Annotated in this window: 16 protein-coding genes and 1 pseudogene; 10 read left to right on the top strand and 7 right to left on the bottom strand. The window is 57.5% G+C overall.

Features of this window, described 5'->3' with window-relative positions:
- The first annotated feature begins 24 nt into the window (after nucleotides 1-24).
- From FPT12_RS05180 to FPT12_RS05170, 3 genes are all read left to right on the top strand, one after another.
- A complete protein-coding gene (locus FPT12_RS05180; RefSeq protein WP_145014942.1) occupies nucleotides 25-15,699 on the top strand; it encodes a hemagglutinin repeat-containing protein in 15,675 nt (5,224 codons plus the stop codon).
- Nucleotides 15,696-15,929 carry a hypothetical protein gene (locus FPT12_RS05175; protein ID WP_145014941.1) on the top strand — a complete coding sequence of 78 codons (234 nt, stop codon included), beginning with the start codon at nucleotides 15,696-15,698 and terminating at the stop codon, nucleotides 15,927-15,929. The genes FPT12_RS05180 and FPT12_RS05175 overlap by 4 nt, the downstream gene beginning before the upstream one ends.
- 292 nt (nucleotides 15,930-16,221) lie before the next feature.
- Nucleotides 16,222-16,803: a hypothetical protein gene (locus FPT12_RS05170; RefSeq protein ID WP_145014940.1), complete on the top strand. Its 582-nt coding sequence runs from the start codon at nucleotides 16,222-16,224 to the stop codon at nucleotides 16,801-16,803.
- An 85-nt stretch (nucleotides 16,804-16,888) separates the two neighbouring features.
- On the opposite strand, the gene FPT12_RS05165 is transcribed toward FPT12_RS05170, so the two are convergent.
- A complete protein-coding gene (locus tag FPT12_RS05165; RefSeq protein WP_145014939.1) occupies nucleotides 16,889-17,602 on the bottom strand; it encodes a YafY family protein in 714 nt (237 codons plus the stop codon).
- 269 nt (nucleotides 17,603-17,871) lie between these two features.
- On the opposite strand from FPT12_RS05165, the gene FPT12_RS05160 reads away from it, so the two are divergent.
- A complete protein-coding gene (locus FPT12_RS05160) occupies nucleotides 17,872-18,495 on the top strand; it encodes a glutathione S-transferase family protein (RefSeq protein WP_145014938.1) in 624 nt (207 codons plus the stop codon).
- Nucleotides 18,496-18,653: 158 nt separating this feature from the next.
- Here the strand turns inward: FPT12_RS05160 and FPT12_RS05155 are convergent, their stop codons facing one another.
- Together FPT12_RS05155 and FPT12_RS05150 are read right to left on the bottom strand one after the other, a co-directional pair.
- Nucleotides 18,654-18,920, bottom strand: a complete 267-nt coding sequence (locus tag FPT12_RS05155; protein WP_145014937.1) for a short-chain dehydrogenase — start codon at nucleotides 18,918-18,920, stop codon at nucleotides 18,654-18,656.
- Complete coding sequence (locus FPT12_RS05150; RefSeq protein WP_145014936.1) at nucleotides 18,917-19,201, bottom strand: DUF3077 domain-containing protein; 285 nt, start codon at nucleotides 19,199-19,201, stop codon at nucleotides 18,917-18,919. The genes FPT12_RS05155 and FPT12_RS05150 overlap by 4 nt, the downstream gene beginning before the upstream one ends.
- 549 nt (nucleotides 19,202-19,750) lie before the next feature.
- Between FPT12_RS05150 and FPT12_RS28285 the strand changes: the two are divergent.
- From FPT12_RS28285 to FPT12_RS05130, 4 genes and pseudogenes are all read left to right on the top strand, one after another.
- Nucleotides 19,751-19,834: pseudogene (locus FPT12_RS28285) on the top strand (hypothetical protein); the annotation flags it as partial.
- Nucleotides 19,835-20,052: 218 nt separating this feature from the next.
- Nucleotides 20,053-20,736, top strand: coding sequence for a hypothetical protein (locus FPT12_RS05140; RefSeq protein ID WP_256676609.1), 684 nt, complete (start codon nucleotides 20,053-20,055; stop codon nucleotides 20,734-20,736).
- 103 nt (nucleotides 20,737-20,839) lie between these two features.
- Nucleotides 20,840-21,085, top strand: coding sequence for a hypothetical protein (locus FPT12_RS05135; RefSeq protein WP_145014935.1), 246 nt, complete (start codon nucleotides 20,840-20,842; stop codon nucleotides 21,083-21,085).
- Between the two features lie 175 nt (nucleotides 21,086-21,260).
- A complete protein-coding gene (locus FPT12_RS05130; protein WP_145014934.1) occupies nucleotides 21,261-21,704 on the top strand; it encodes an RDD family protein in 444 nt (147 codons plus the stop codon).
- Nucleotides 21,705-21,886: 182 nt separating this feature from the next.
- Here FPT12_RS05130 and FPT12_RS05125 read toward each other — a convergent pair whose 3' ends face one another.
- Together FPT12_RS05125 and FPT12_RS05120 are read right to left on the bottom strand one after the other, a co-directional pair.
- The gene (locus tag FPT12_RS05125) at nucleotides 21,887-22,357 is read right to left on the bottom strand and encodes a GyrI-like domain-containing protein (RefSeq protein ID WP_145014933.1); all 471 of its coding nucleotides are present in this window, start codon (nucleotides 22,355-22,357) and stop codon (nucleotides 21,887-21,889) included.
- 82 nt (nucleotides 22,358-22,439) lie between these two features.
- The gene (locus FPT12_RS05120; RefSeq protein ID WP_145014932.1) at nucleotides 22,440-23,174 is read right to left on the bottom strand and encodes a thioredoxin family protein; all 735 of its coding nucleotides are present in this window, start codon (nucleotides 23,172-23,174) and stop codon (nucleotides 22,440-22,442) included.
- Between the two features lie 191 nt (nucleotides 23,175-23,365).
- Here FPT12_RS05120 and FPT12_RS05115 point away from each other — a divergent pair, with 191 nt between their 5' ends.
- The gene (locus FPT12_RS05115) at nucleotides 23,366-23,758 is read left to right on the top strand and encodes a transcriptional regulator (RefSeq protein WP_145014931.1); all 393 of its coding nucleotides are present in this window, start codon (nucleotides 23,366-23,368) and stop codon (nucleotides 23,756-23,758) included.
- Here FPT12_RS05115 and FPT12_RS05110 read toward each other — a convergent pair.
- Complete coding sequence (locus FPT12_RS05110; protein WP_145014930.1) at nucleotides 23,755-24,624, bottom strand: DUF6279 family lipoprotein; 870 nt, start codon at nucleotides 24,622-24,624, stop codon at nucleotides 23,755-23,757. The two genes, FPT12_RS05115 and FPT12_RS05110, sit on opposite strands and share 4 nt — an antisense overlap.
- Before the next feature lie 176 nt (nucleotides 24,625-24,800).
- A complete protein-coding gene (locus FPT12_RS05105; RefSeq protein WP_017337097.1) occupies nucleotides 24,801-24,989 on the bottom strand; it encodes a hypothetical protein in 189 nt (62 codons plus the stop codon).
- A 351-nt stretch (nucleotides 24,990-25,340) separates the two neighbouring features.
- On the opposite strand from FPT12_RS05105, the gene FPT12_RS05100 reads away from it, so the two are divergent.
- Nucleotides 25,341-26,177: a S1 RNA-binding domain-containing protein gene (locus FPT12_RS05100; protein WP_145014929.1), complete on the top strand. Its 837-nt coding sequence runs from the start codon at nucleotides 25,341-25,343 to the stop codon at nucleotides 26,175-26,177.
- Nucleotides 26,178-26,267: the final 90 nt, after the last annotated feature.

The following is a 26,267-nucleotide window of genomic DNA, read 5'->3' as shown; positions in this document are numbered from 1 at the left end:
ATTTCGCTTTATCGAGACCTGAATATGGACGTTCGCCAACTGGCCTTTCTGGCCGGCCAGCCTTCTGCTGCCGTGATTCCCCGTGAACGTTTCATGGGCATGCCCAAGCGCGGTCTGGCGTTCCTGTTGGCCAACGTCATGTTCTGGCAACCGATGTGGGCGCAGGCGGATGGCATCGTGGTCAGCGCACCGGGCACTGGCCTGGATCGCGCCGGCAATGGCGTGCCGATCGTCAACATCGCCACGCCCAATGCCACAGGTCTCTCGCACAATCAGTTCCACGACTACAACGTCACTCTGCAGGGCTTGATCCTCAACAACGGTTCAACCCAGACCTCGGCCACCCAGCTGGGTGGGTACATCGTCGGCAACCCGAACCTGAAAAACAGCGGCTCGGCGCAAACCATCCTCAACGAAGTCAACGGCGGCAGCCCGAGCCAGTTGAACGGCTACACCGAAGTGGCGGGGCAGTCGGCGCGGGTGATCGTCGCCAACCCATATGGCATCAGCTGCAACGGCTGCGGGTTTATCAACACCCCACGGGTGACCCTGACCACCGGCAAACCGGTGCTCGACAACGGTCGTCTGGACCACTTCCAGGTCGATCAGGGCAGCGTCTCCATCGACGGCGCCGGGATCAACGCGAGCAACGTCGACCGTTTCGAAATCATCACCCGCAGCGCGAAAATCAACGCCCAGCTGCAGGCGAATAACCTGACCATCGTTGCCGGTCGTAACGACGTCAACGCCGACACTCTCAACGCTACGGCCCGGGCCAATGACGGCAGCACCAAGCCGGAACTGGCGATCGACTCCTCGGCGCTTGGCGGCATGTACGCCGGCGCGATCAAACTGGTCGGCACCGAAGCCGGCGTCGGGGTGAAACTCGACGGCAAACTGATCGCCAGCGGCGGCGATATCCAGCTCGATGCCAACGGCCAGCTGAGCTTGGCCGAGACCTCGGCGGTCAATGGCGCGGTGAACATCAAAGCCAACAGCCTCGACGCCCGTGCACCCGTCTACGCCGGCACCGCCCTCAATGTGCAAACCCAGGGCGACCTGAGCAACCAGCAAACCCTCGCCGCTCGCGACAGCATCAACCTGAGTGCCGGCGGCCAGTTGACCAACAACGGCATCATTGAAGCCGGGGTCAATGCCGACAGCAGCCGCAACGCCAGCGGCGACGTCAACCTCAGCGCACAGAACTTCAACAACAGCGGCAAAAGTGTCGTCGCCAGCCGCAACCTGGCGGTCAACACGGCGCAAACCCTGAACAATCAGGGCGGCACTTTAAGTGCGAAGCAAGGCGCAAACATCAACGCCGGGACGCTGGATAACCAGAACAAGGGGCGGGTGCTGAGCACCCGTAGCCTGAACCTCAACGCCAATCAGTTGCTCAATGCCCAGGGCGGACTGGTGACCAGCAACGGTGCACTGCTTGCCAACGTGGGAGCGCTGAGTAACGGCGCGGCTGAAATCTCCAGCCTTTCCGGGGTTACCTTGAATGTCGGGTCTCTGGATAACGTCGCAGGACTGGTGTCGGCCGGCAGCTCCCTGAATATCAACGCCAGCGGTGCCCTCAACAATCAGCGCGGTCGCCTGGCTGCCCAGCAGCGCGTGCAAGTTATGGCGGCATCCCTGGATAACAGCCAGCAAGGCTCGATCATCAGCCAGGGAACCTTGGGCCTGACGGCTTCTGGTGCACTGGACAACCATCAAGCAGGCACGATCCAGAGCACCGGCAGTGCAGTGATCAACAGCGGCAGTCTGGATAACCATCAAGCAGGCGTGCTGACCAGCAGCAACGCTTTGAACCTGACCACTGGCCAGGTAGACAACAGCGAAGGCGGACGCATCGCCAGCGCCATGGCCCTGACCGCCAGTGTCAGCGGACTGGACCAGCACAATCAGGGCCAATTGAGTGGCGCCACAGGCCTGACCCTGGACCTGAACAACGGCCTGCTCAATAACCAGAATGCCCTGATCACCACACCCGGCGCGCTGCTGCTGAAGAACCTGAATACGGTGGCCAACCAGAGCGGTGAAATCTCCAGCCAACAAGGCTTCACGTTGGCCGCTACCAGTCTCGACAACAACGGCGGCAAAGTCCTCAGCGAGCAGGCTCTGGTGCTGCGGATCGCCCGAGCCCTGGACAACACCGGGGCGCTGATTTCTGCCTCGGCCATCGATCTGCAGGCCGACAGCCTGAACAACCAGCTCGGCACGATGAACGCTGGCACAGGATTGAACCTGCTGCTCGCCGGCAGCCTGAACAATCAGGGTGGCAAACTGAGCGCCCGGGACATCACCTTGCAGGTGGCTGATCTGGATAACCGTCAGGGCCATCTGACCAGCGATAACAGTCTGACGCTGGGCAGTCAGGGCGCGATCAACAACGCCACGGGGTCGATGACCGCCGGCCAATTGTTGAAGGTTCAAGGCGCTAGCCTCGACAACACCCAAGGCACACTGACAGGCAGTTCGAGCCTGACGGCGAAGATTGCCGGACAGCTGCTGAACCAGGCCGGGTTGCTGTCCTCGAACGGTCTGCTGACCTTGGGCAGTGCCAGTCTCGACAACCAGCTCAAGGGGCGGGTCGTCAGCAAGGCCGATCTCAACCTGAACACTGCGGGGTTGCTGGATAACCGTAGCGGCAACCTCAGCGCCGGTGGCGCTCTGACGCTCAATGCCAACCAAGTGGACAACCGTCAGGCGGGTTCGCTGAGTGCTGGCCAGAGCCTGAACCTGAACATCGACAGCCTCGACAATCAGGGCGGCAACCTCTCCAGTCAACGCGATTTGAACCTGACAGGCACGACGCTGGACAACAGCCATGGCGGCCGGGTGCTTGCCAATGGCGACATCAATCTGACCCTCGCCCAGTTCAATAACCAGCTTGACGGTCTGCTGTCCGGTCAGGCCGGATTACGCCTCAAGGCTGCGCAACTGAACAACGGTCAGGGGGGCAATCTCTACGCCAAAGGCAATCTGGACCTGACACTGGGCGAGCAGTTGCTGAACGCCCAAGGCACGCTCAAGGGCGATGGCGCGATTCTGCTCAGCGTCGGCAGCCTGAACAACGACGGCGGCAACCTCTCCAGCGTCAAGGACCTGAAACTCACCAGCCTCGGCACCGTCAGCAACCTCGGCGGCACGCTGATCAGCGGCGATACGCTCGACCTCATCAGCGGCCAGCTCAACAACGGCGCCCAAGGCAGTATTTCCAGCACCAAAGCCCTGACCGCAAGCGTCAGTGGCCTTGATCAGCAAAACGGAAAACTGTTCAGCAGCACCGGCCTGAGTCTCGATCTGAATAACGGCCAGCTCAATAACCAGGGCGGTCTGATCAATGCCCCAGGCCAGTTATTGCTGAAAAACCTCAAGGGCGTAGCGAACCAGGGTGGCGAGATATCCAGCGATCAGGGATTCACGTTGGCTGCGCAAACGCTCGACAACACCCATGGCACGGTTGGCAGTCATCAGGCGCTGATCCTGCGCGTCGACCGGACCCTGAACAACCTCAGGGGGCTGGTATCAGCCAATGGGCTGGATGTCCGCGCCGCTAGCGTCGACAACAGCGCTGGCAAGATTGGCAGCGATTCGGACCTGACCTTGAATGCCGAGGGCGGGGTGACCAACCTCAATGGCTTCGTATCCAGTGCCGGGTTATCGACCCTCAAGGCCGCGAGTCTGGATAATACCAAAGGTAATCTGACGGGCGACCTCGGGCTGAGCATCGACCTGAGCGGCGCTCTGAATAACCAGGGCGGCAAGCTCGGTTCCGGCAAGGCACTGAGCCTGACTGTCGACAGCCTCGACAACCGCGCGGCGGGAATGTTGCTGGCCGTCGATGGCAGCCTGACGGCGAAAATTGCAGGAGCGTTCGATAATCGGGAGCTGGGAAAACTAAGAGCCACCGGCAGCATCGACCTGACTACCGGCAGCCTTGATAACCGTGGCGGCAGTCTGGCCGGCAAGGACCGGCTGACCGTGCACAGCGATTCGGCGGATAACCGCGGTGGGCTGATCGAAGCTGACAAGGACCTGAGTCTGCTGGTCGGGCAACTGGATAATCGCGACAAGGGCGCGCTGACCAGCAAGGCCGCGATCAACTACGAAGGCTCGCGCCTGGATAACAGCGGTGGCCTGCTCAGTGCGGTCGGTCCCGTGACGCTCAAGGCCCAGGACATCACCAACACCAAAGGCCGGATCGCCAGTCAGACTGACCTTAGCGCTACCCTCGACACCTTGAACCAACAGGGAGGGGAGTTGGTCGCCCAAGGCAGTTTGCTGCTGACCGGCAAGACCCTCGACAACCGCAACGGCGGTCTGGTGGGCAGCACCAACGCGCTGACCGTCAAGGTCGATCAGATTGACAACCGCGCCGGGGAAATCTCCAGCACCGACAACAGCGTGAACCTCACCGGCCAGCGTCTGGACAACAGCGACGGCGGCAAACTGCTGTCCGCGACCGACCTGCAGTTGACGGTGGCGCAACTGATCAACCAGAACACGGGCAAGCTGTTCGCCAAGGGCAGCGCTCGTCTGGCCGGCAGCACGCTCGACAACAGCAGCGGTAGTTTCTCCGGCCTCAAGGGCCTGGATATTCGTCTTGATGGAGCGCTGCTCAATAACGCCGGGTTGCTCAGTGGCGAAGGCGGATTCACCCTCAACGCCGCCACGCTGGATAACACCGCAGGCAAGCTCAGCAGCGCCGGCGCCCTGTCGGTCACCAGTCTGGGGGCGTTGCTCAACCAAGGTGGTTCGATCATCACCGACCAGGGTTTGACCCTGGCCAGCTCCAGCCTCGATAACAGCCAGAAAGGCCTGATCAACGGCAAGGGGGCCACCCGTGTCACCACCGGTATTTTGAACAACAGCCAGGGCGGCCATCTCACCAGCGACGACACGCTGGACCTGACCGCAACCCAGGTCAGCAACGGCAGCACCGGTCGCATTGCCAGCGAAAAAAACCTGACGGCAAGCATCACCGGCCTGGATCAACAAGGCGGCGAACTCTTCAGCAAAACCCGTCTCGACCTGAACCTGAACAACGGCCAATTGAACAACCAAAATGGCCTGATCAATGGGCCTGTGCTGGTGCTCAACAACCTCAAGGACGTTAACAACCAGAACGGCGAAATCTCCAGCGCCCAAGCGTTCACCGTCGCGGCGCAAAACCTCGACAACAGCGCTGGCAAGCTACTCAGCAACCAGGGCCTGACCCTGCGTATCGCTCAGACCCTGAATAACCTTAACGGGCTGATTTCGGCTGCGTCCCTCAACAGCCGAAGTGCCAGCCTGGACAACAGCCATGGCCTGATCAGCAGCGGTGGCGACGTTGATCTGGGCGTGACCGGGTCCTTCACCAATCAGAGCGGCACCCTGATCGGCGACGGTGCGGTGCTGTTGGCGGCCAACAGCCTCGACAACAGCAACGGCTCGGTCGCCGGCAAGGCCGATGTGTCGGCAACTATCACTAGCCTCAACAACCAGAACGGTCAACTGATCGCCAGTGGTGCCTTGAGCCTGACCGGTAGCACGCTCGACAACCGCCAGAACGGTTTGGTAGGCGCTACAAAAGCGCTGAAACTCAATGTCGGTGATATCGACAACCGTGGCGGCGAACTCTCCAGCAGCGCCGACATCAGCCTGACCGGCAATCGCCTGGACAACAGCGACAGCGGTCAGATCATCGCCGCCATGGGCTTGACCATGACGCTCGGCCAGGTGCTCAACCGCAATCAGGGCCTGATCAACGGCAAGGCCGGGTTAACCCTGGATGGCCAGACCCTGGACAACAGCGCTGGCCACTTGCTCAGCGGGCAAGATGCCCGGCTGGGCCTGAGCAGCGACCTGACGAACAATCAGGGCCAGATCAGCAGCGAAGGCCAACTCACCGTCAACAGCGCCAACCTGAGCAACACCGGTGGCAGCCTGTCGAGTGCCGGTGCGTTGAAGGTCAATGCCAGCGGTGCGCTCGGCAACCAGGGCGGGCAACTGGTGAGTGACCGCAGCGTCGACCTGACCAGCGCCAGCCTCGATAACCGTCAACAAGGTGTGATCAGCGGCAAGGGCCCGGTGGGCGTGACCACTGGCGCCTTCGACAACAGCCAGAACGGTCGCCTGAACAGTGGCGACAGCCTGAGCCTCACGGCCGGCCAGGTCACCAACCAGAACGGTGGCAGCATCGGCAGCGCCAAGGCACTGACGGCCAGCGTCACCGGCCTCGACCAGATGGGCGGCAAACTCTTCAGCAACACCAGCCTCGTCCTGGATCTGCACCAAGGTCAGCTGAATAACCAGAACGGCCTGATCAATGCCCCGTCGCTGGTGCTCAATAACCTCAAGGGCGTAAACAACCAGGGCGGTGAAATTTCCAGCGCCCAGGCCTTTAGCCTCGCCGCTGACAGCCTCGACAACAGCAACGGCAAGCTCCTCAGCAACCAGGCCGTGACCCTGCGGATCAATCAGGCCTTGACCAACCTCAAGGGCCAGATTGGCGCCGCGGCCCTCGACGTCCGCGCCGCCAGCCTCGATAACACTGACGGCACCCTGAACAGTCGCAGCGACCTGACCCTGAATGTCGCGGGTTTGCTGAACAACCAGAATAAAGGCCTGATCAACGCGGCACAGAACCTGACGCTGACCAGCGCCGACCTGAACAACCAGGGCGGCACCCTGCTCGGTGGCAGTGCCGTGACCCTCAATGCGATGGCGCTGAACAACAGCGCCAACGGCCTGATCAACAGCCAGGGCGGTTTGAGCCTGACCGCCAACAGCCTGAACTCCAGCAATGGCGGCGAAGTCTCGGCCAAAGGTGACATCGCACTGACCCTGGGAGCGCTGAGCCAAAACGGCGGGCGTTTGCTGAGCGATGCGGGGATCACGCTTGACCTGAGCGGTAGCGATCTGAACAACCAGAGCGGCTTGATCAACGCCAAAGGTCCGCTGACCATCAGCCGCCTGCGCGACCTGAATAACCAGAGTGGCGAAGTCTCCAGCAGCCAGAGCTTCACTCTGGCCGGACGCACCTTCGATAACAGCGGCGGCAAACTGATCAGCAACAACCTGCTGAGCCTCAACGCCGGCAATCTGCTCAACCAGAACGGCCTGATCTCCGGTTGGCAGGGCCTCGACGTCAACAGCGCCAGCCTCGACAACCGCAACAACGGCACACTCTCCAGCCGCAGCGGCAACCTCGGCGTGACCTTGAGCGGCGCCTTGCTCAACGGCGGTGCCGGCGCGCTGGTCAGCCAGAAGGCGCTCACCGTCAACGCGGCGAGCCTCGATAACAGCGGCGGTATTCTGTCCAGCGGCGCTGGCCAGTCCCTGACGGTCAGTGGCCTGCTGAACAACGGCCAGAACGGCCTGATCGACAGCGGCGCGGCGCTCACCGTACAAGCCATGACCCTCGGCAACGCAGCGGGCGTGATCAACGCGCAACAGAACCTGAGCTTCACCGGCAGCACGCTGGATAACAGCGCCGGCAGCCTGGTCAGCAACGGTGCGCTCACCCTCGACCTGCTCGGCGCATTGACCAACACCAACGGCAAACTCGCCAGCGCCGGCCCGCTGGTGATCCAGCGCAGCAGCCAGATCAACAACCAGGGTGGTCAACTGGCCAGCCAAGGCCTGATGACCCTGCTCACCGGTGGCCTCGACAACCGCAATCGCGGCACCGTCGCGAGCAACAACAACCTCGTCATCAACACCTCCGGCGCCGTCCAGAACAGCGCCGACGGCCTGATCTACAGCCAGAACGGCAACCTGCAACTCACCGCCGCGAGCCTGGCCAACGCCAAAGGCACCGTGCAAAGCCAGGGCGCGATGACCCTGTCTGTAGCGGGCGATATCGACAACCAGAGCGGCCGACTCCTGGCCCAGAACGGTGACCTTAGCGTCAGCGCCACTAACCTGGACAACCGCGGCGGCACCCTCGCCAGCGTCAAGGGCGCCCTTGAAGCGCGCATCGTCGGCGTGCTGAAAAACGGTTACGACCTGACCAATAACCGTCAGGGCGGCATCGTTCAGGCACAGCGTCTGAACCTCAGCGCATTGGGCGGCATCGATAACTACGGCGGTCGCATCTCGGCGCAAAGCGGCGATGCAATCGTCGCCACCCGCGACTTCGACAACCGCAATGGCGGCCTCTATGCCAAAGGCCGGGTCAGCGTCACTGGCAACAACTTCGACAACAGCGGCGACAACGATGGCCAGATCGCCGGCAACGGGATCGACCTGAACCTCACCGGCGCCCTGAACAACCGTCTGGGTATCATCGAGAGCGACAGCACCCTGAGCGTGCGCGCCGCCAGCCTCGACAACCAGACCGGCCAACTGCGTGCCTTGGGCACCAGCGGCAAGACCGACTTCCAGATCGGCGGTTTGTTTGATAACCGCAACGGCACACTGGAAACCGCCAACACTGATTTGACGCTCAACGCGGCGAGTTTCCTGAACCAGGGCGGTAGCTTGTTGCACGTCGGCACCGGCACGTTCGATATCTCCACGGCCAACGTCACCGGGGCCGGTGGCTCCATCGTGACCCGTGGTGGGCTGACGCTCAACGCCGACTCATTGACCAACAGCAGCGTGATCCAGGCCGGACGCCTGACCGTCAACGTCAACAACCTGAACCAGACCGGCAGCGGGCAATTGCTGGCCTCCACCAGTCTGGTGGGTAACGGGGGGAACTGGAACAACGATGGTTTGATTGCCAGTGATGGCAGCATGAGCCTGGCGCTGGGCGGCAACTATAGCGGCAATGGCAGGATCAGCAGCCTGGGCAATCTGGGATTGACAGCCGCCTCGATGACTCTGGGCAGTGCGGGCAGTATTGCCAGCGGCGGGGACGCCACGATCAATATCGGCGGCCAACTCAACAACTATGGTCGGATGACGTCTGCCACCGGGATGACAGTCAATGCCGGGTCAATCAACAACTACGGGACCATGGGTAGCAGTGGCAATCTGAGGTTGAGCACGCCCAGCCTGTTGAACGAGAACGGCCTGATCTTCAGCGGTGGTGACACGGCGTTGCAGGTCAACAGCTTCACCAACCATTCGGCCCAGCTTTACAGCCTGGGTGCCGTCAGCATCGACGGCTATGGTGGCGCGGCCCAGGCGGCCCAGGTCAGCAATATCTCCGGGTCGCTGGAAAGCACCGGCAAGTTCAGCATCAATGCCGCCAACTTCGAGAACCGCACGGAGGGTTACAGCCTGGGGCGCACGTTGGTCTCGGGCGCCATCGGCTACAACTGCGACAAGTGCTGGGGGCACGATTATATTTTCAGTACTGTCGTTCGTGAGACCTACGAAGGGCAGGACAACGACACCAGTGCCGCCGCATCGCTCACGGCGGGGGGCGACTTTGTCTTTCACGGTGGCAACTTTCTCAATAGCAAAAGCACCATCAGTGCCGGTGGCAATATTGCCATCCAGGCTGACAACCTGAAAAACGTCGGGGCAGTCAGCGGCACCATTGAGCGCACGCGTATCTATCAGGCAACGGAGCTCTGGCGCGGTTCCACATTGTCATTCTTCAATGAGGTGGTTGCTTACAATCAGAGAAACAATCCCGATTTTCCGAACGTCATCTACGTCAATGGCTCTGGCGGCCTAAGCACGGCGACTCCAGAGAGCTATGCCCATCGTGAGGGTGGGCATGACGGTGGCAGAGTTGAGGAGGTTCGGTTCAAGGATACCGTCACTGGCCAAGAAGTGACCGGCATTGATTTTAGTTATCAGTACCAACAAATCCCGCAATCCCAGTATGACCGCAACAATCTGATGGCACTGCCAAGTCGACTGCAATCCTTGGCTTTGGCCAGCGACGTCGAAGTTGTCAAGGACGGCAGTGGCTTAAGCCGCAGTGCCGTTATCCAGGCCGGTGGCAATGTCTCGATCTCCGCGACCCAGGACCTGACCAATAGCGTTATTCATCAGGATTACGGGTTCAGCGCTGGCGCCAACAAAGTCCAGGGCACTCAGGTAGCCGGAGCGGGCGCGCCGGTCGTGGTCCGGATCAATGCCCAACTGCCACCGAACCTGGCCCAGCAGCAGGTCAACCCCCTCGCGCTACCAGGCTTCAGCCTGCCCACTGGGCAAAACGGTCTGTTTCGCTTGAGCGGGCAAGGCGGGGCGGTTCAGCAGGCGACCCAGGCCAACATCGGCCCGCAAAGCTGGACCATGGGCAGCGCCTCGATCAGCACCGCTCAGCGCCAACAAAGTCTGCCGGATATTCAGGCGCGCAGCGTCCAGATCGGTGATATCGCCCAAGTCGCCTCCAGCGACCGGCAATTGACCCGGATCACCCGTCAGGTCACCGACAGCAACGCGGGTGCCAGCACGATCAATGTCAGTGCTCCCGCCGACACTGGCGGCACCCTGCTGTTGCCCGGCCATGACAGTAGTGTTGGAGCGATCACCCAGGTAGGTGCCGTGCATGTCGATGGCGCCAGCCATAGCGCGCTCGCTACCGGCCCGGACCTGAGCGTGCCAACACTGCCGCTCAACCCACGTGACCCATTGGCCACCGTGACCTCTCCCGTGGCCGTGCCTCTTGTGCCGCCCGTGAATACTCAACCCGGTGCTCCAACTACCGTCTCTGGTGCGGTGACTGCACCGACCGTCAGCACTCCGCTGATAGCTACCCCCGCGGCCAGTCAGACCGTGGCCCGCGTTCAGGGCCTGCCGGATACCTCGTTCAAGTCCAACCCGCAGAAATACCTGATCGAAACCAACCCGGTACTCACCGACCTCAAACAGTTCATGAGTTCCGACTACCTGTTGGCGAACCTCGGCTACGACCCGGACAAAAGCGCCAAACGTCTGGGCGATGGCCTATACGAGCAAAAGCTGATTCAACAAGCGGTGATCGCCCGTACCGGCCAGCGCTTTATCGATGGCCAGACCTCGGACGCCGCGCTGTTCAAGTACCTGATGAACAACGCCGTCACCAGCAAGCAGCAACTCAACCTGTCACTGGGCGTGAGCCTGACTTCCGAACAGGTCGCGGCCCTGACCCACGACATCGTCTGGATGGAAAACGCCGAGGTGAACGGCGAGCAAGTGTTGGTGCCGGTGCTGTACCTGGCCAACGCCAACAACCGTCTGGCCGCCAACGGCGCATTGATTCAGGGTAGCGACGTAACGCTGATCGCCGGCAACGATCTGAACAACGCCGGTACCTTGCGTGCCAGTCACAACCTGTCGGCCAAGGCCGGAAACGACCTCATCAATACAGGGTTGATCGAGGCCGGCAATCGTCTGGATCTGCTGGCCGGTAACAACATCGTCAACAAGTCAGGCGGCATCATCGCTGGGCGTGACGTCAGCCTCACAGCGGTCAACGGTGATGTGATCAATCAGCGCGATGTCACAGGCTTGGACTCCACTATTGGCGGTACTCGTCAGCACCGCGATTACCTCGACAACGCCGCTCGCATCGAGGCCTCGAATGACCTCAGTATCGTAGCCGGTCGCGACATTAAAAATACCGGAGGCGTACTGCAAAGCGGCCGAGATATGGAGATGAGTGCCGGTCGGGACGTGAGCATCAACTCGATTCAAGAGCGCACCACGGATGCTCGTGGCAGCTCATTCCTCAATCAGCAAATTACCCAGCACGGCGCAGAAGTCACCGCTGGCCGCGACCTGTCAATCAGTGCCGGTCGCGACATCAGTGCAATTGCCAGCCGCCTGGACGCCAAGCGCGATATCGCCCTTCAATCGGAAGGGGACATCACCCTGGCTTCGGCTGCCGATGAAAGCACGTATGCGTCGCGCAGCAAGAAAACCACCCTTGAAACCCATCGCGTGACCCAGCAATCCACCGAGGTGAACGCCGGACGCGACATTTCCATTGATGCGGGCAAGGATCTCGCGATTATTGCCAGCCGGATCAAGGGCGGTGCGGATATCAGTCTGGATGCCGGTCAGGACATCACCATTGCCTCTGACAAAGACGAGAGTTCGTACTACTACACGAAAAAGAGTAAAGGCTCCTTCGGTCGCAGCAGTAGCAAGCAACAAGAAAGTTACGACAGCACCAACGTTGCCTCGGTGATCGATGCCGGCCATGACCTCACGGTGAACACCAGCAAAGACGCACAGGGTGGCGTCAGCCTGGATGGCGGACGTGATGTCAGCATCATCGGCAGCCAGCTCAAGGCCGGTAACGACCTGATCCTAGGCGCCACCAACGACGTCGCGGTGCTGTCGGGTGTTGAAGAGCACGGTTCTTACAGCAAGACCACCAAGTCTGGATTCCTTGGGTTGTCGAAGAGTGGCAAAAGCCAGCTCAAGACTACTGCGACTCAGGTTGGCAGCGAGCTGAGTGCCGGCAATGATGCAGTGGTTGTCGCCGGTAATGATGTACGCCTGCGCGCCAGTGAAGTCACCGCCAAAAACGACGCCGAGTTGCGTGCCGGTCTGATCAAGGAAACCGGTGATATCAACCTTGTCTCGGCCAACGACAGCGCCTATAGCCTGACCACCGAGTACAAGAAAAAGGCCGGGTTGTCGTTTAAGGACACGGTCGGTTTGTTCGCCGGAACCCCGGGGTTTGGCGCGGACATCACCTTGAACGCGGCGAAAAAAGCTGGAAACGAAGCCATCAGCTCCACCAGTGTCGGCAGCCAGGTCAGCGCTGATCGAGACGCGACCCTGAATGCCGAACGCGATATCAACATCCTCGGCAGCGGCGTCAGCGCCGGGCGTACCGTTACCTTGGGCGCCGGTCGTGACGTAAATGTGGTCGCCGGTTCCAGCCAGCAGCAAAACAACAGTTGGGAAACCAACAAAAGCTACGGTATCAAGCAGAACATCGACAACAACGGCTTCACCACCTTTGTCGGAAACGAGACCCGCAAGGAGCGCAACGACAGAATCACGCAAACCGCCGCCGCGAGTCAGATCGACGCCGGGCAGGACATCAAGGTCAAGGCCGGTCGCGACGTCAATCAGCAAGGCTCCGACCTGCAGGCCGAGCGCAACATTACGCTGCAGGCCGGTCGCGATATCAACATCGATGCCGCTGGTGAGAAGACCGTCGACACCCACAGCGAAAGCGTGAAGCGCAATGGCACCACTACCACCGTCGCCTACAACCTGGGCAAGACGATGGACACGCTCAGCGGTTCCGGTAAAGGCGACGATGGCGTCAGCAAGGGCTCCAGTGTCCTGAAGAGCGTCGACGCATTGGGCCAGTTTTTCAGTGGTCCGACGTTCGATGGGCATTGGGGCGCTTCCAGCGTTAGCCAGACTCAGACAAATACCTCCGAAAGTAATCGTCCTTCGAGTCTTTCAGCTGGCAACGACATCAGCCTGGTCGCTGGCAATGACGTGAATGTGCGCGGCAGTCAGTTCAATGCCGGACGTGATATCAACGTCGCGGGTAAGGACATCACTTTTGATGTGGCGCGTGGTGCTGATACCACTGACGGTCATAACACTCAGAGCAAAGGTGGCCTCAAGGGCGGAACCACTGGAGGCTTCAAACTGGGCGTGGGCATCAGTAATGCCGGGGGCAAGGACGAGTCGAATCAGGGCACGTCGACGCCTGCGCAACTCAATGCCGGGCGCGATATCAACCTGGATGCCAAGGACAACCTGAACCTCATCGGTACTCAGGCCAATGCCGAGCGCAATATCGACCTCAAGGCCGGCAACGACCTGAACATCCGCGCAGCGGAAAACGCTTCAAACAGCGAAAGCAGTCGACGTAGCTGGGGAGCCGAAGGTGGGATCATCGCCGGTCAGGATGGCTTTGGCTTCTATGGTAGTGCCAACATCGGTTTGGGCAAGCTTGAGCGTGAGGCAGTCAAGCAACAGGAAGCGTACCTCTATGCCGGCAATCGCCTGGGCTTCGAAAGTGGCCGCGACACCACTATTGCCGGTGCCAAGTTGCGTGGCGATGAGGTGATCGGTGATGTCGGTCGCAACCTGACAGTGTCTTCCGTACCCAACACTGGGAAGGCCGACGGCAAGGAGTTCGATGCAAACCTTACTGTTGCTGTCAGCTACGGTGTGACGGTCACTGGCTCAGTCGGTTATGGGCAAACCAACGGCAAGACCAACTGGGTCGAAAATCAGACAGTCGTTAGCGCTAAAGACAAACTCGATATCCGCACTGACAAACACACCCAACTGGACGGTGCCGTGCTGTCTTCCGACAGCGGCAACCTGAAACTTGACACCGACACGCTCGGTACGCGCGACATCATCGGCAAAGACAAAGAGCACGGTTACTACCTCAGTGTCAGTGGCAGTTATGGCTCTTCTGGCGGCGCGCAGACTGACAAGCCGAACAAGGGCATGGAAGGCAAGGACAAGAGCAGTTGGGCTGTCGAAGGTTACAACTACAACAAGGACCGCGAGCAGATTGTCCGCGCCACTGTGGGTGCGGGTGACATCGTCGTGCGTGACGACAAGGTCACGGGCAAGGACTCGACCGTTGGCCTGAACCGGGATCTGGATAAGGCCTATGAGATCACTCGGGATGATGAGCATCGGACGGAGTTGTATGTCAGTGATACGTCTTTAAAAGCGGCTTCTGAACCGATCAAGACAGCCAAAGAGTGGGCTACAGGTCTTGTCAATTATGACAAAACTGCATTTGCCAACTTTGAACTGGCGGGTCAAATCATTGGGAATCAACTAGACGCTCTTGAGCATCCAGGCGCGGGCGCTGAAGCGATCGAGGCTGGTGGTGCCGAGATCGCAGCGCAAGCACTGTCCGGGCTTCTTGACGCTGGTATTGATCGTGAAGACGCACGCGCACTACTGGCAGATAAGGATTTCCAGAGCAAGGTGCTGTTGCAGTTGAGCTCGTTGGTGGGGCAGGATCCTGGCTCGATTGCTGATGCAAAAGCTGCTCTTGAACCGATCACTGGTGAAAAAAATATCGTGGTTAAGGGCAAGGCCTTTACCTTGGATCAGCGCATTGTGTATGGCGCTGCGACTATCAGCGAATACATCCAGAATAATCCCGATAAAGCAGAGGCTGTTGAGTACGTTCTAGCCGCAGCTCAAGGCCCCAAGGGGTTGATTTTGCTAGCGGCCCAAAAAGCGCTAGGTGCTACTTCCGCAGGCCAGGCTATTGCTGAGTATGAACATGCAGCAACGGAGAAAGTTGGGAAGCTGATAGCCGACAGTCTGGATGGGAAAGAGCATGACCTGAACAAGGCAGACGACGCCTGGGTTGTCGGAGGCGGCAAGCTCATGGCTACCCTGCTGATTGGGGCGTCTGTAGCGGGTGGGGCCAAGGCTGTCAGTGCGGGTAGAAAAATTAGCTTCGAAGGAAATGATAGGGTAAAACTTGATGGCCTGAACGGTCCAAAGGAAGTAGGTACAAACGGTAATGGCGTCGGGGCCAGCATTAATGCCAAAGCTGCTCTACGAGCAAAGCTCTCGGGTTTGGAAAAAGCTCAGCAAAATGCAGCTATTACAAAGGTTTTACCAGATGGACGTGTCCGCTATTATACGCAGGAGGTACCTGCGCGAACTGAGGGCGCTACACGTGGCGCGTCATTTGTAACAGAAAACAATCCTCAAACTGGTCAAACTAGGCAGTGGATGGAAAGCTATGACAAGTCTGGGAATGTGATCCGCGTTCATCCGAAAAGTATAAATGGCCAGCCAGTAGATGCTCAACACTACCCTCCAACGGGAGTAGAACTGGAGAGTTGGAAATGACGTATTCAATCCGAGACATGGTTCTAGAACTTGAGAAGGCAGCCGTTGGTGGTTATGACGCCCATAAAATTTCAAGGTCAGCGTTTAAGATTTACCAAGATCATGGTTTGGAGTTAGTGGGGAGTATGGATCGTATATTGCTGACTCTAATGGCAATGGATGAGGGGCCGGAATTTGAAATGAGTGAATCTGAATTTAACAGGTTTATTTCTGAGATTAAGTCCATTTAGATTCTGCCAATGCGTAATAGGGGATACCCATTAGCCTAGAGTTGAGACTGGGTAATGGGTGGCCCCTGTATTCCAATCAGGGAGAAGGGGGCGAATTCTGAGGGACTCCCACAAACCTACTCCAATACTGCACCTATTGATGCACTTCCTAACGCAGCGCAAGTTCAAGCTTCTAGAAGGAAAAGATTTATTTATGGATGCCGAATTTTGTCGCCGTAAACAAAGCAGTCCCTTCTGTATTTGTAAAATACCGCTCTTAATTTAACGTAACCCTCCTCAAGGACGAATTTACATGCGTGTGTTGGCTCTACTCTTGGCAATCTCATTTTTATCGGGCTGCGCCTCGAAACCTGCTTACTACATCTCCCCCACGCCGGTCCAGATCCCGGCGACCGCTACCTACTGGATCGATACCTTCGACGTTGAACTGGTCGGCAAGAATGAGCGGTTTATGCCGCAAGACACGTTGCGCGAGCAGCTCAGTGTTGAGCTGATCAATCAATTGTCGAGCGCTAATCGCTATGCGACGAGCAAGGAAAGCGCCGATTACCTGCTGGATGTGAACACCGTCTACAAGCGTCGGATCGGTAACTCCAATGGCGGATTGGTGTCGGTCATTGTCGACGACAATACGATCCTCGCCAGTGTTGATTTCAGTTATCAGGTCAAGGTTAAAAAGGCCGGTGTCGAAGTTCTGCATTTTTCCAACGAGCGTGAGGGGCTGCAGCCTGCCGGTGCATTTGGTCAGCTTCGCAATATGAAGACGATGGCGGCGGCGCTGACTCACAAGGATAATTCTGACGTGGAGCCTTTCTATATCCGTACCTTGCCGACATTTATCGTGTCCGACATCAGGGATATTCCTTCGCGCTAGTTGCTGCGAAAAGGGGGGCACCCATTAGCCGGTCTCAAGTCAAGGCTAATGGGTGTCCCCTTTTTTGGTCCCCTTTTTTGCGGCGCTAAGACAAATGCTGCGGCGGCCGCTGATGTCGCTGAAGAATGTCCACCTCGCGCCATTCTTTAAGTAAGACTTGCCTCCGACGAGGATAGCGCTCGGACTTTACTTTCAAAGCAGATATGCGATCAGTCCTAAAGTGACGGAACTCTTGCCGTAGTTCGCACCACCCGGCAAGCATCCGAGCACGATCAAAATAGCCCAGCGCAACGGGCCAAATCGTTCTCTCTGAACTAGCTCCCTTCAGATCTAGATACTTGATTAGTACCTTATGCTCGACTCGAATGGCCCTTCGAATCTGCGACAGATCGATGGCCTCTAATTCTGTTTGATCCCCTTTGCCAACCACCAATGAATTGGTATCAAGTGCGGTTCGCAGGTCCTGGGGTAAAACAGAAGCTATTTTTGACAATGCTCCTTTTGCGGCTCTACTCAGTTGAAGGTCGGCACGCTCGGACACCCAGCGAGAACCCAAGACAAGGGCTTCTATTTCCTCCTCGGTAAACATCAATGGCGGGAGCATAAAGCCGGGGCGTAAAACGTAACCAAGTCCTGGCTCTCCTTCAATGTTGGCACCTTGTCCCTGAAGCGTTGCGATATCTCTGTAAAGCGTACGAACGCTTATCCCCAGTTCTTTGGCCAGATGATTGCCAGTAACTGGAAAACGATGGCTTCGCAGGGTCTGAATCAGATCGAATAATCTTTCGGTGCGAGACATGAGTGGCTTTGTGGGTGGTGTGATCTCAACGAGATGCTGCCATCATTTGGCAGCAAGTCAAAGAACTGATTGCCATCAACCTCTGGGGAAGGCTACTGAAGGCCATTTGGACCATGCTGACAGCGATGTTCAACGGAAACGACCTGATAGGAAGCGCTCTCCTGGTGGGCTGATGAGAGCAGGCGCCACGCACGCATCACTACTGACATTTTCTGTCAGTGTGCAGGAAGACAATGGCAGCGTTGATCACTAAACAAGGAGTTAACACCATGCGTCTTCACTACCATCCCGCATCAACTTGCAGCCGCCGAGTGCTGATGGCCGCACATTACCTCGAAATCAAAGTCGATCTCGTGCTGGTGAATCTGTTTAAGGGGGAGCAGAACTCTCCTGAATTTCTGAAACTTAACCCGAATCATCGGGTTCCGGTTCTCGAACATGATGGATTTGTTCTTTGGGAATCTTACGCCATCATGCAGTACTTGGCGGATATGACCCCTGGCCAAACTATTTATCCCATCGAACCCCGTGGCCGTGCTGACGTTAACCGCTGGCTTTTTTGGTGTGGGCAGTATTTCATGCCGGGCGTCGGCATTCTTAACTGGGAGAACTCGATCAAGTCTTTGGCTGGAATGGGTTCGCCCGACCCCATTGAGGTCGCTCGCGGAGAGCGGCTTTTGACTGAGGCTGCGACAGTTCTTGACGCGCACCTTAGTCATCGAGAATGGATTTGCGACAGCGGTCTTTCACTCGCCGATTTTGCTATAGCCGCGCCACTAGCTGACCAGCACAGCGCCAAATTCCCCGTCACTGATCTGCCCAACCTCCAGCGGTGGTTCATGCAAGTCCAGGCGCTTGATTCTTGGAAGAAGACGCAAGCAGGTGCTCTGTAAGCTAAAGGCGTCCGGTTGGAGCAATGCTTAACTAGGCGTCAGGCATTGCGTCCGACATGCGTCAGGATGTAGTCCTATTGAGCCTTTATTGACACACTCAATAAAGGCTCATTGATTCTTTCTTCCCCGCAACGTGCGGGAACAGCCTATGCGTGACTTCAGTGCTGCGCCCGAATCTGGCGCCCCAACACATCCATCACATCACAACCGTCCCGCAGCAACATCGCCGCTGCGTGGGCGATTTGCTGCACGTCTGGACCTTTGGCATGGGCAATGTCGAGGCTGGCCAGGCTTTCCATCATTTGCGTGACCGCCAGAAACCGCGCAGCGGCGTTGCTGTGCAGCACTTCCAGCGGTACTTGGGTGGCGACCAGTAGCACCGGGATGTCGCAATCGTTGTTGGTCATCGGCATGTGTGGGTTCATGCGTCATCTCCCGGTTGGGCGGCGTGCAGTCCGTCTATCGACGCCTGGAGCAATGAGCGGGCGGTTCCGAGCATCTGCTGGCTGGCCCAGCGTAACGAGACGATGTGTTCCGGGCGGGTGGCGGTGGGGGCTTGATGGGCGAGGGCTTCGGCGCAGCTCAGGTAGACCGAGGCGTGTTCGAGTGCGTCGAGTAACGGGATGTCGGGTTGGACGGCGAACAGGTAATGGTCGACGTGGTCGCAGCGGGCGAAGGGGGTGGATTTTGTGGTTGGATCGGTCATGGGTGTAGCTCCTTGGAAGTCAGAGAGCTGCCACTGGGTCGCCGTCAAACGAATGGGTGGCAACTGTGCGCAGGTTGACGGACCGGTCCAAGGTACCCGGCGCACTCGAAAGTGCCCCGCACACAGTTACCATTAAGCTGTGCAGCGGGCACACAAGTGCACGAGCAAAGTTGAGGAACAATGCGCATCTTGGAATTGCCGAGCCGTCAAACCCGATCACGAATGAGTCGTGACAGGCGCGAGGATAGGGAGTGGGGCGAGGTCAGTCAATCGGCCTAAGGTCTGACGCAGGTGGTTTGTTTGTAGGTTTGTTCCTGGACTGGCGTTGATGCCAGCGTCCCGATGCCACAACCTCAAGCACAGATTCATCAGGCGCTGGATTACCCGGCAGCTTCACCGCTTTTATGGTCAACCGCGTCCAGGGCTTACCGGCCCGCACCGTCCCGTCCAACCCGCAGAAATACCTGATCGAAACCAACCCGGCACTCACCGACCTCAAGCAGTTAACAGCTCAAGCTGTCACTGGGTGTGAGCCTGACCTCCGAATAGGTCGCGGCCCTGACCCACGACATCGTCTGGATGGAAAACGCCACGGTCAATGGCGAGCAAGTGCTGGTGCCGGTGCTGTATCTGGTCGGCCTCCCCACCTCCGGGAACTGGCGCTCTATTTCGGTGCGTAAAGAGCAGGCTCTGACAAGAAGGCTTTGGAGTTTCCAATAAACGAGGGTGAAATTCCCGCGCTTCAGCGGTTCCCTTTGGTTGTGGTTCTGCGCGATAGTGGCGTTTGTTATCGCCTTCAGGAAGAGCTACTTACCTGGAAGCTCATCGGCAGTTCAACGCAGGGAAGCGCAGTGAAGACAGTTGTCACGATGGTTCTATTTCTGGGGTTGTGCGGCTGCGGTTCCGACTCTCGCAGCTCTGCGCCGACACTCTGGACAGATGGCATCATGCTGGAGCAGAAGAAGGTCGCCGTAGATGATCAACACGCCAAAGTGATCATGCAGGCATCAGGCGATACGGCCAACCCAGTAGATTTTGAAGTCGTCCGAGGTAACGACCCGGATACACGTCCCGATCAACTGGGGACAGTAGTCAAACCGTTTCGCAGTAAAGTCGGCGGATGGTTCAGTCGTCTCAACAGCGCGGTCTCCAAGCATTTCCCCCAGCTGGAAATACAGGCCGATCCCGGCCAGATTTTGCAAGTGGGCGGGTCATCGACGATCAATAGCCAGATTCCGGCACCGGGTTACCGGACGCTTTACAACGAAGACTATGTATTCAACCAGTCGAAGAACAAATTTGAGAAAAAGGTAACCGCCAATCCGACCGTCTCGTCGTCTTACACCTGTGGGCCGATCACAAGTACCTTTATTCCCGAGAAGCAAAAGGTCTATCTGGCAGAGTTTGTCTTCGTAGATCGGGGGGAAGGGTGTGAACTGCAGGTCTATGACATAACACAACCCGAACTACGTGTCCCGGTCGTTGCCATCAAAGGCGCGCAGCCCTCGTCCCGCAGGTCGTACCACTCCCCATAGGTTCTGTAGGAAACCTGCTTGATCGCCGCTCGGCGAGTTTTCGTACAGGCCCTAGTCAGCAGGAGTTGGACTGGTTTAACAGCATTAAGTGGTAAAGCGGGCTATGATTGATTCGAAAACCGGAGAGAGAGTGATGGTGTTTATTCACTCGGAGTATGGGCCTTTCATTAGAATTTCAACATATGATGATGCGGGCGCACTAGAGGATTTGTTGGACGAAAAATATTTCGTACTGTATTGGAAGTCGACACCTCCTGAGCTGGTCAGTGATGGAGGGAATGAATATTATTTTGGGAATGCTGCGGACCCTGTGAAGCTACAGTTTATTTTTGACTCAATTATTTTTTGATTGAGCTGTTGTTGCAGAAAGTGTAGGCAATGCAGAAGGCGACGTATCCGAGAGTATAACCGGGGGCAGGCCAAAACGAGGGAAAAGGGGGAGATTTATTTATTGATGAGTTTTTTGTCGAAAATAAATCCGTCCACTTTTTACTGTTTTGTTTTTTTAGATGGTGGAGAGCTTGATGGGTAATACTGAATCCGAAACATTGAAGCCGTTATACAATTTGGCCAATCCGGGCAAACGCTTGGCTGGATACTTGATTGATCTGTCTATTGTGTTTGTTCTGATATTTTTGAAAGGATTGACTGGTTATATACTCATGGCGAGCAGCTCCTACGGCGCCGCGCTTTTTTACAGCGTGATAAATAATATTCTGCTGGTTCTCGCGATCAGCTATTTTCTGTTTTGTGATGCTCTGCCGAACGGCCAGAGTGTGGGTAAACGGCTATTGAAGATGTCCGTAGTAGGATTTCCTGTGAACACGAAGTGCACGATTTTTCAGTCGTTTTTACGAAACGTTCCGAAAGTGATGTTTAGTATTTTAGACGCAGTCTTTGTGTTTTTCGGGTTTAGGCGACGTCTCGGCGATATGCTTGCCATGACCATGGTGGTCAATGTCAAATAAATTGATTTCTGTATGGCTATTATGAGAAAAGGGGCCGGCACGCTCAACCAGTCAACGCAACGTACACTTTCCGCTCGTTGATTTTGGTCACTTACTTGGCCAGGAGTCCGCGTTTGGCGGAGACTTCTTCGGGGAGTGCAGGTCGGTGCTGAGGGAGCAAGCTCCCTCGTCACAGATATGGTTCAGCGCTTTTTCACTGCTATACACATATCCATTTCCATCACGTCGGTCTTCTGGTCGTAGGAAGCATCCACTGGATAGCGTTCGAAGTTGGGACGTTTGTCGTAGTCCAGACCACTGGCCGGCATCCATTGACCACAGAGTTCGCCCCATGCCGCGGCAATCTGCAAAGCCGGGCCTTTGAAGCGGGACACTGCGTAAAGACCGCCGGGCAGGGTGGTGACGGCGAACGGGAAAGCCGCATTAAAACTGTCCGGGACTTCTACGCAAGCGTCGTAGCGGCAATACGCGGCCGGGGTGACGCTCGGGTCGTCATGGCCGATGCCATAGCGCACTTTGTTCAGCAGATCGTTTTCGATCATCCAGGGGGCGACGGTCTCGCGCCAGAAGGTGCCGATGCCTGGGCCGTAAGGGCCGGTGTAGCGCAGGTAGGCGACGCGAGTGGGAGGCAGTTCTATCAAGGTGACGTTCATTGCGGCTGTCCTGATGGTGAGTGTCGAGCCTTGCGTTTGAAGGGGAGCCTCCTCACCCCATCGGGGCGAGGGGCAGCCTGAATTACTCGCAGCAGTGTTTGGCGCTTGGCGCGGTCTCGTAACGATCGTGATGGCGCACCCATTTCATGCCGTGCTCTTCGTTGCGGCCCTTGGGCGTCAGGTCGAGGTAGTTATAGGCACCGACCAGCAAGTCCAGGCCGCGAGCGTAGGTGGAATAGGTGTGGAAGATTTCCCCGGCGTCATTGCGATAAAACACGCTCAGCCCCGGCAGTTCACCTTCGGTGCTGGTGCTTTTTTCGTAGTTGTAGGTCGCGGTGCTGTCCGCGAGTTCCTGATCGCTGATGGTCACCTTGTAGTCGGCGTTGAAGTCGCTGCCAGCCGATGAGACCCATTTGAATTGCCAGCCCATGCGTTTGCGGAACGCCTGGAATTCTGCCAATGGCGCGTGGGAAACCACCACCAGCGAGACGTCATGATGGGCCAGATGCTGGTTGGCGCCGTCGATGTGATCCGACACAAACGAGCAGCCGTGACAGCCTTCTTTCCAGCCCTTGCCAAACATGAAGTGATAGACGATCAGCTGGCTATTGCTACCGAAAAGATCGGCGAGGTTTTGCCGCCCGTCGGGGCCTTCGAACACATAGTTCTTGTCGACTTTTACCCAGGGCAGTGCGCGACGTTCGGCGCTGAGTTTGTCGCGTTCCCGGGTAAAGGCTTTTTCGTGAATCAGATGCTGTTTACGGGCCGCGAGCCATTCTTCTCGGGACACGACCTTGTGCTGTTGCACGTTGTTCATGACTTCCCCTCCTGCGAGGTTGGCGTTTTGTAACCTACACAGCCTAGTCGTTTGGCCGACGCTGTAATCGACAAGCCGCTGATCGGTTGTCGCCGAGATCCACCCGCATGACAACCTGGCTGAACGGCTGCTGATGGCGCCGGTCACAACTTATGAGAGGCCTCTCACTGTCGGCTGGAGGTTGATATCGGATGACGGCTTATAACTGGGATTTGCTTGAAAGAATGCTGCACGAAGTGCAGAACAGCGCCGAGCACAGCTTTGCCCCGCGCGTTTACGCCGAGCAGCATGCGGCGGCGAAGGCTGCAGAGGGTGAGCCCATCGGCAATCTGGATGAGCTGAAAGTGGCTGCTACTGCGTATGAAAAGCTCCTGCTGGACCGTGGCTATATCGAGCCTCGCCCCGAGGCCGAAGGTGGCAACGGCGAGAACTTTATCCTGACGCCGCGCGGTTCGAGTCTGCTGGGCATGATCGACAGCAGCATTGCGGGCAATGACCATCCACGGCAGGTGCTCGACGAGCAGGTGGATGCACTGGCCCCGGCGACCTTTGATGAGGTGGCGTCTAAAGCGCAGATCGCTTAAGAGGCTCCCGCTACTTTTAAACACTTCAATGCGCTGAAATCGCTGCGCATCTTGTCGATTTTTTTCAGCAGGTGCTGGCGTTGATTGGCGGTACTGTCGGCCATCAGGTCGACAATCAGGCTGCGCGCCTCGGCTTCGGTGTGGGTGTAAGCCTGGCGATACGACGGGGTCCATAGGGTCTCGCGATCGACCAGCAGGGTTTCGATGCGTTGCGCAAAGTCGCTGCTGTGGCGTTGTTCCACTGCTGCGCTGAACAGTGCCTGCCAATGAGCGCGGTTGGCAATCCATTGCTGATTTTGTTCGCCCAGCGCGTTGGCCCAGGCAACAACGCGCTGCGCCTGAACAGTGTTGAGCGGGCCAAGCCAGTCGCCCAGGCGTTTATCCATCCGCTCGATGCGATGTTTGATCTGCTGTGCCAGCGGCGCTTTGAGGTATTTCTCCTGATGCACGCGCTGGTCTTTGGCGAAGGCCTGCTTCATCTCATTGACCTGCTGGTCATTCAAGCCTTGCAACAACTCGACCGCTGACGGGGTGATTTCCCGGGCGGTCTGGGCAATGGCTTGCTTGGCTTCGAGGATGCGGGCTTGCAGTGCAGCGTCCGTGACTTGATGGGTTTCGACCATCTGCTGCAAACGGTCGAGCCAGTCGAGGTAGCCGGGTAATTGCGTGGAGCAATGCCAACTGAGGTGTTCCTTGAGACGTTCGCTGAGCCAGCCTTTCTGCTCGCTGTTCATGTCCAGGTAGTCGTTGAGCGTCCAGGGAATGATGATGTCGAGATTATGATAGGCCAGGCTCACTCGGTTGCAGGCCGGTAGCGAGAGGCACAGGGTCAGGCACAGGGCCAGGTGTTTCAACCAGCGCGACATGAGCCAATCCTTGCAAGGGCGTAGTTCTGGTATCTGAATGCAGGATGGACCCGGTCGTTCAGCTGATCAAATAGAACGCACGTTTGGTCTTGAAGGATGTTGCCGGGGAGGAGGGTTCCAGTCCTAGCGCTTCGAAGCTCAAAGCGCTTAGGGACCAGGGTGACGCGAGGGGGGTATTACTTTTTGCCCAGGGTGATCTGTTTGGACGGGCCGAATGTCTGGCCGCTGACGCCTTTGGCAATTTGCTGGATCTCGCCGCCGGACTTGAGGAAAGCAGCAATCTGGTTGTTGATCGATTCGCTGGTTTCAACGGCTGGAGCTGGCTTTGCTTTGCTGTTGGATGCTTTTACACGCATGGCGGCCATTAACCTGTAGAAAATTAACTTGGCCAGGCATCGTACAGGAAATACTTGACAATTGCTTGGTAAATATCCTTCTGAAATAACCGAGGGCAGGCGCCGATGATCCATAAGTTACTGTTTGCAATAACCGGCTAAGCCACTGTTTTAAATAAGAACGCCGGGGTGAAAACTATCGTGTATGGCTTGCCGATATCGGCGAAAAACGCCTGAACGGTCTGACGAGCGGGCCATGCTTTGGCACAAAATCCAGGAAAAACGAGCCTCGCAGAGGAATTTTCTTCGCAAGCCAGTCGGCCACCCAACGGCGCCGGCAAAAACGGGTAGAATGCCGCCCAAGCAACGAGGGTATTGGAAATGGCTTTAGTCGGGCGCTACAACAGCTTGCAAGTGGTTAAACACACTAACTTTGGTTTATATCTGGACGGTGGCGCGGATGGCGAAATCCTTCTGCCGAATCGTTATATTCCCAAAGATATTCCCAGCGAAGATGAAGACTGGCTGAACGTTTTTGTTTATCTGGACAGCGATGACAAACTCATCGCAACTACCGAAAAACCGAAAGTTCAGGTCGGTGAATTCGCCAGTCTTAAAGTCGTTGAAGTCAACAGCATCGGTGTGTTTCTCGACTGGGGTCTGCCCAAGGACCTGCTGCTGCCGTATTCCGAAGAAAAGCGTCAAATGACCGCTGGCGAATACTGCGTGGTGCACGTCTACCTCGACAAGCACACCCGCCGTATCACCGCGACCGCGCGTCTGGATCGCTACCTGGACAAAACCCCGGCCAACTACAAACCGGGTCAGGAAGTTGACTTGCTGGTAGCCGAAGCGACCGACATGGGCTTCAAGGCGATCATCAACAACAAGCATTGGGGTTTGATCCACAAGAATGAAATCTTCAAGTTCATGCGGGCCGGCAAGGAAGAGAAGGGTTTCATCAAGGAGATCCGTGCCGACGGCAAGATCAGCCTGAGCCTGCAGCCAGTGGGTGAAGAAGCCGCCACCAGCCTGAACTCGAAGATTCTCGCCAAACTGCGCGACAACAACGGCACCTTGCCCGTCAGCGACAAGAGCGACCCGGCGCTGATCAGCAGCCTGTTCGGCGTCAGCAAAGGCAACTTCAAGAAAGCCATCGGCGCGCTCTACAAGAACGGTCAGATCGTCATTCATGCGGATCGCATTGAACTGAGTTGATCCGAGCTGACCTGACCTGACTGCCCCGGCCAAGTACCGGGGCATTTTGTTTTTAGTGAGTAACTGCCATGTCGTTAACCGTTCGCGAGG

It is taken from the genome of Pseudomonas sp. H3(2019), assembly GCF_007713465.1.
Lineage (GTDB): Bacteria > Pseudomonadota > Gammaproteobacteria > Pseudomonadales > Pseudomonadaceae > Aquipseudomonas.
This window is presented reverse-complemented; position numbering and strand designations above follow the sequence as displayed.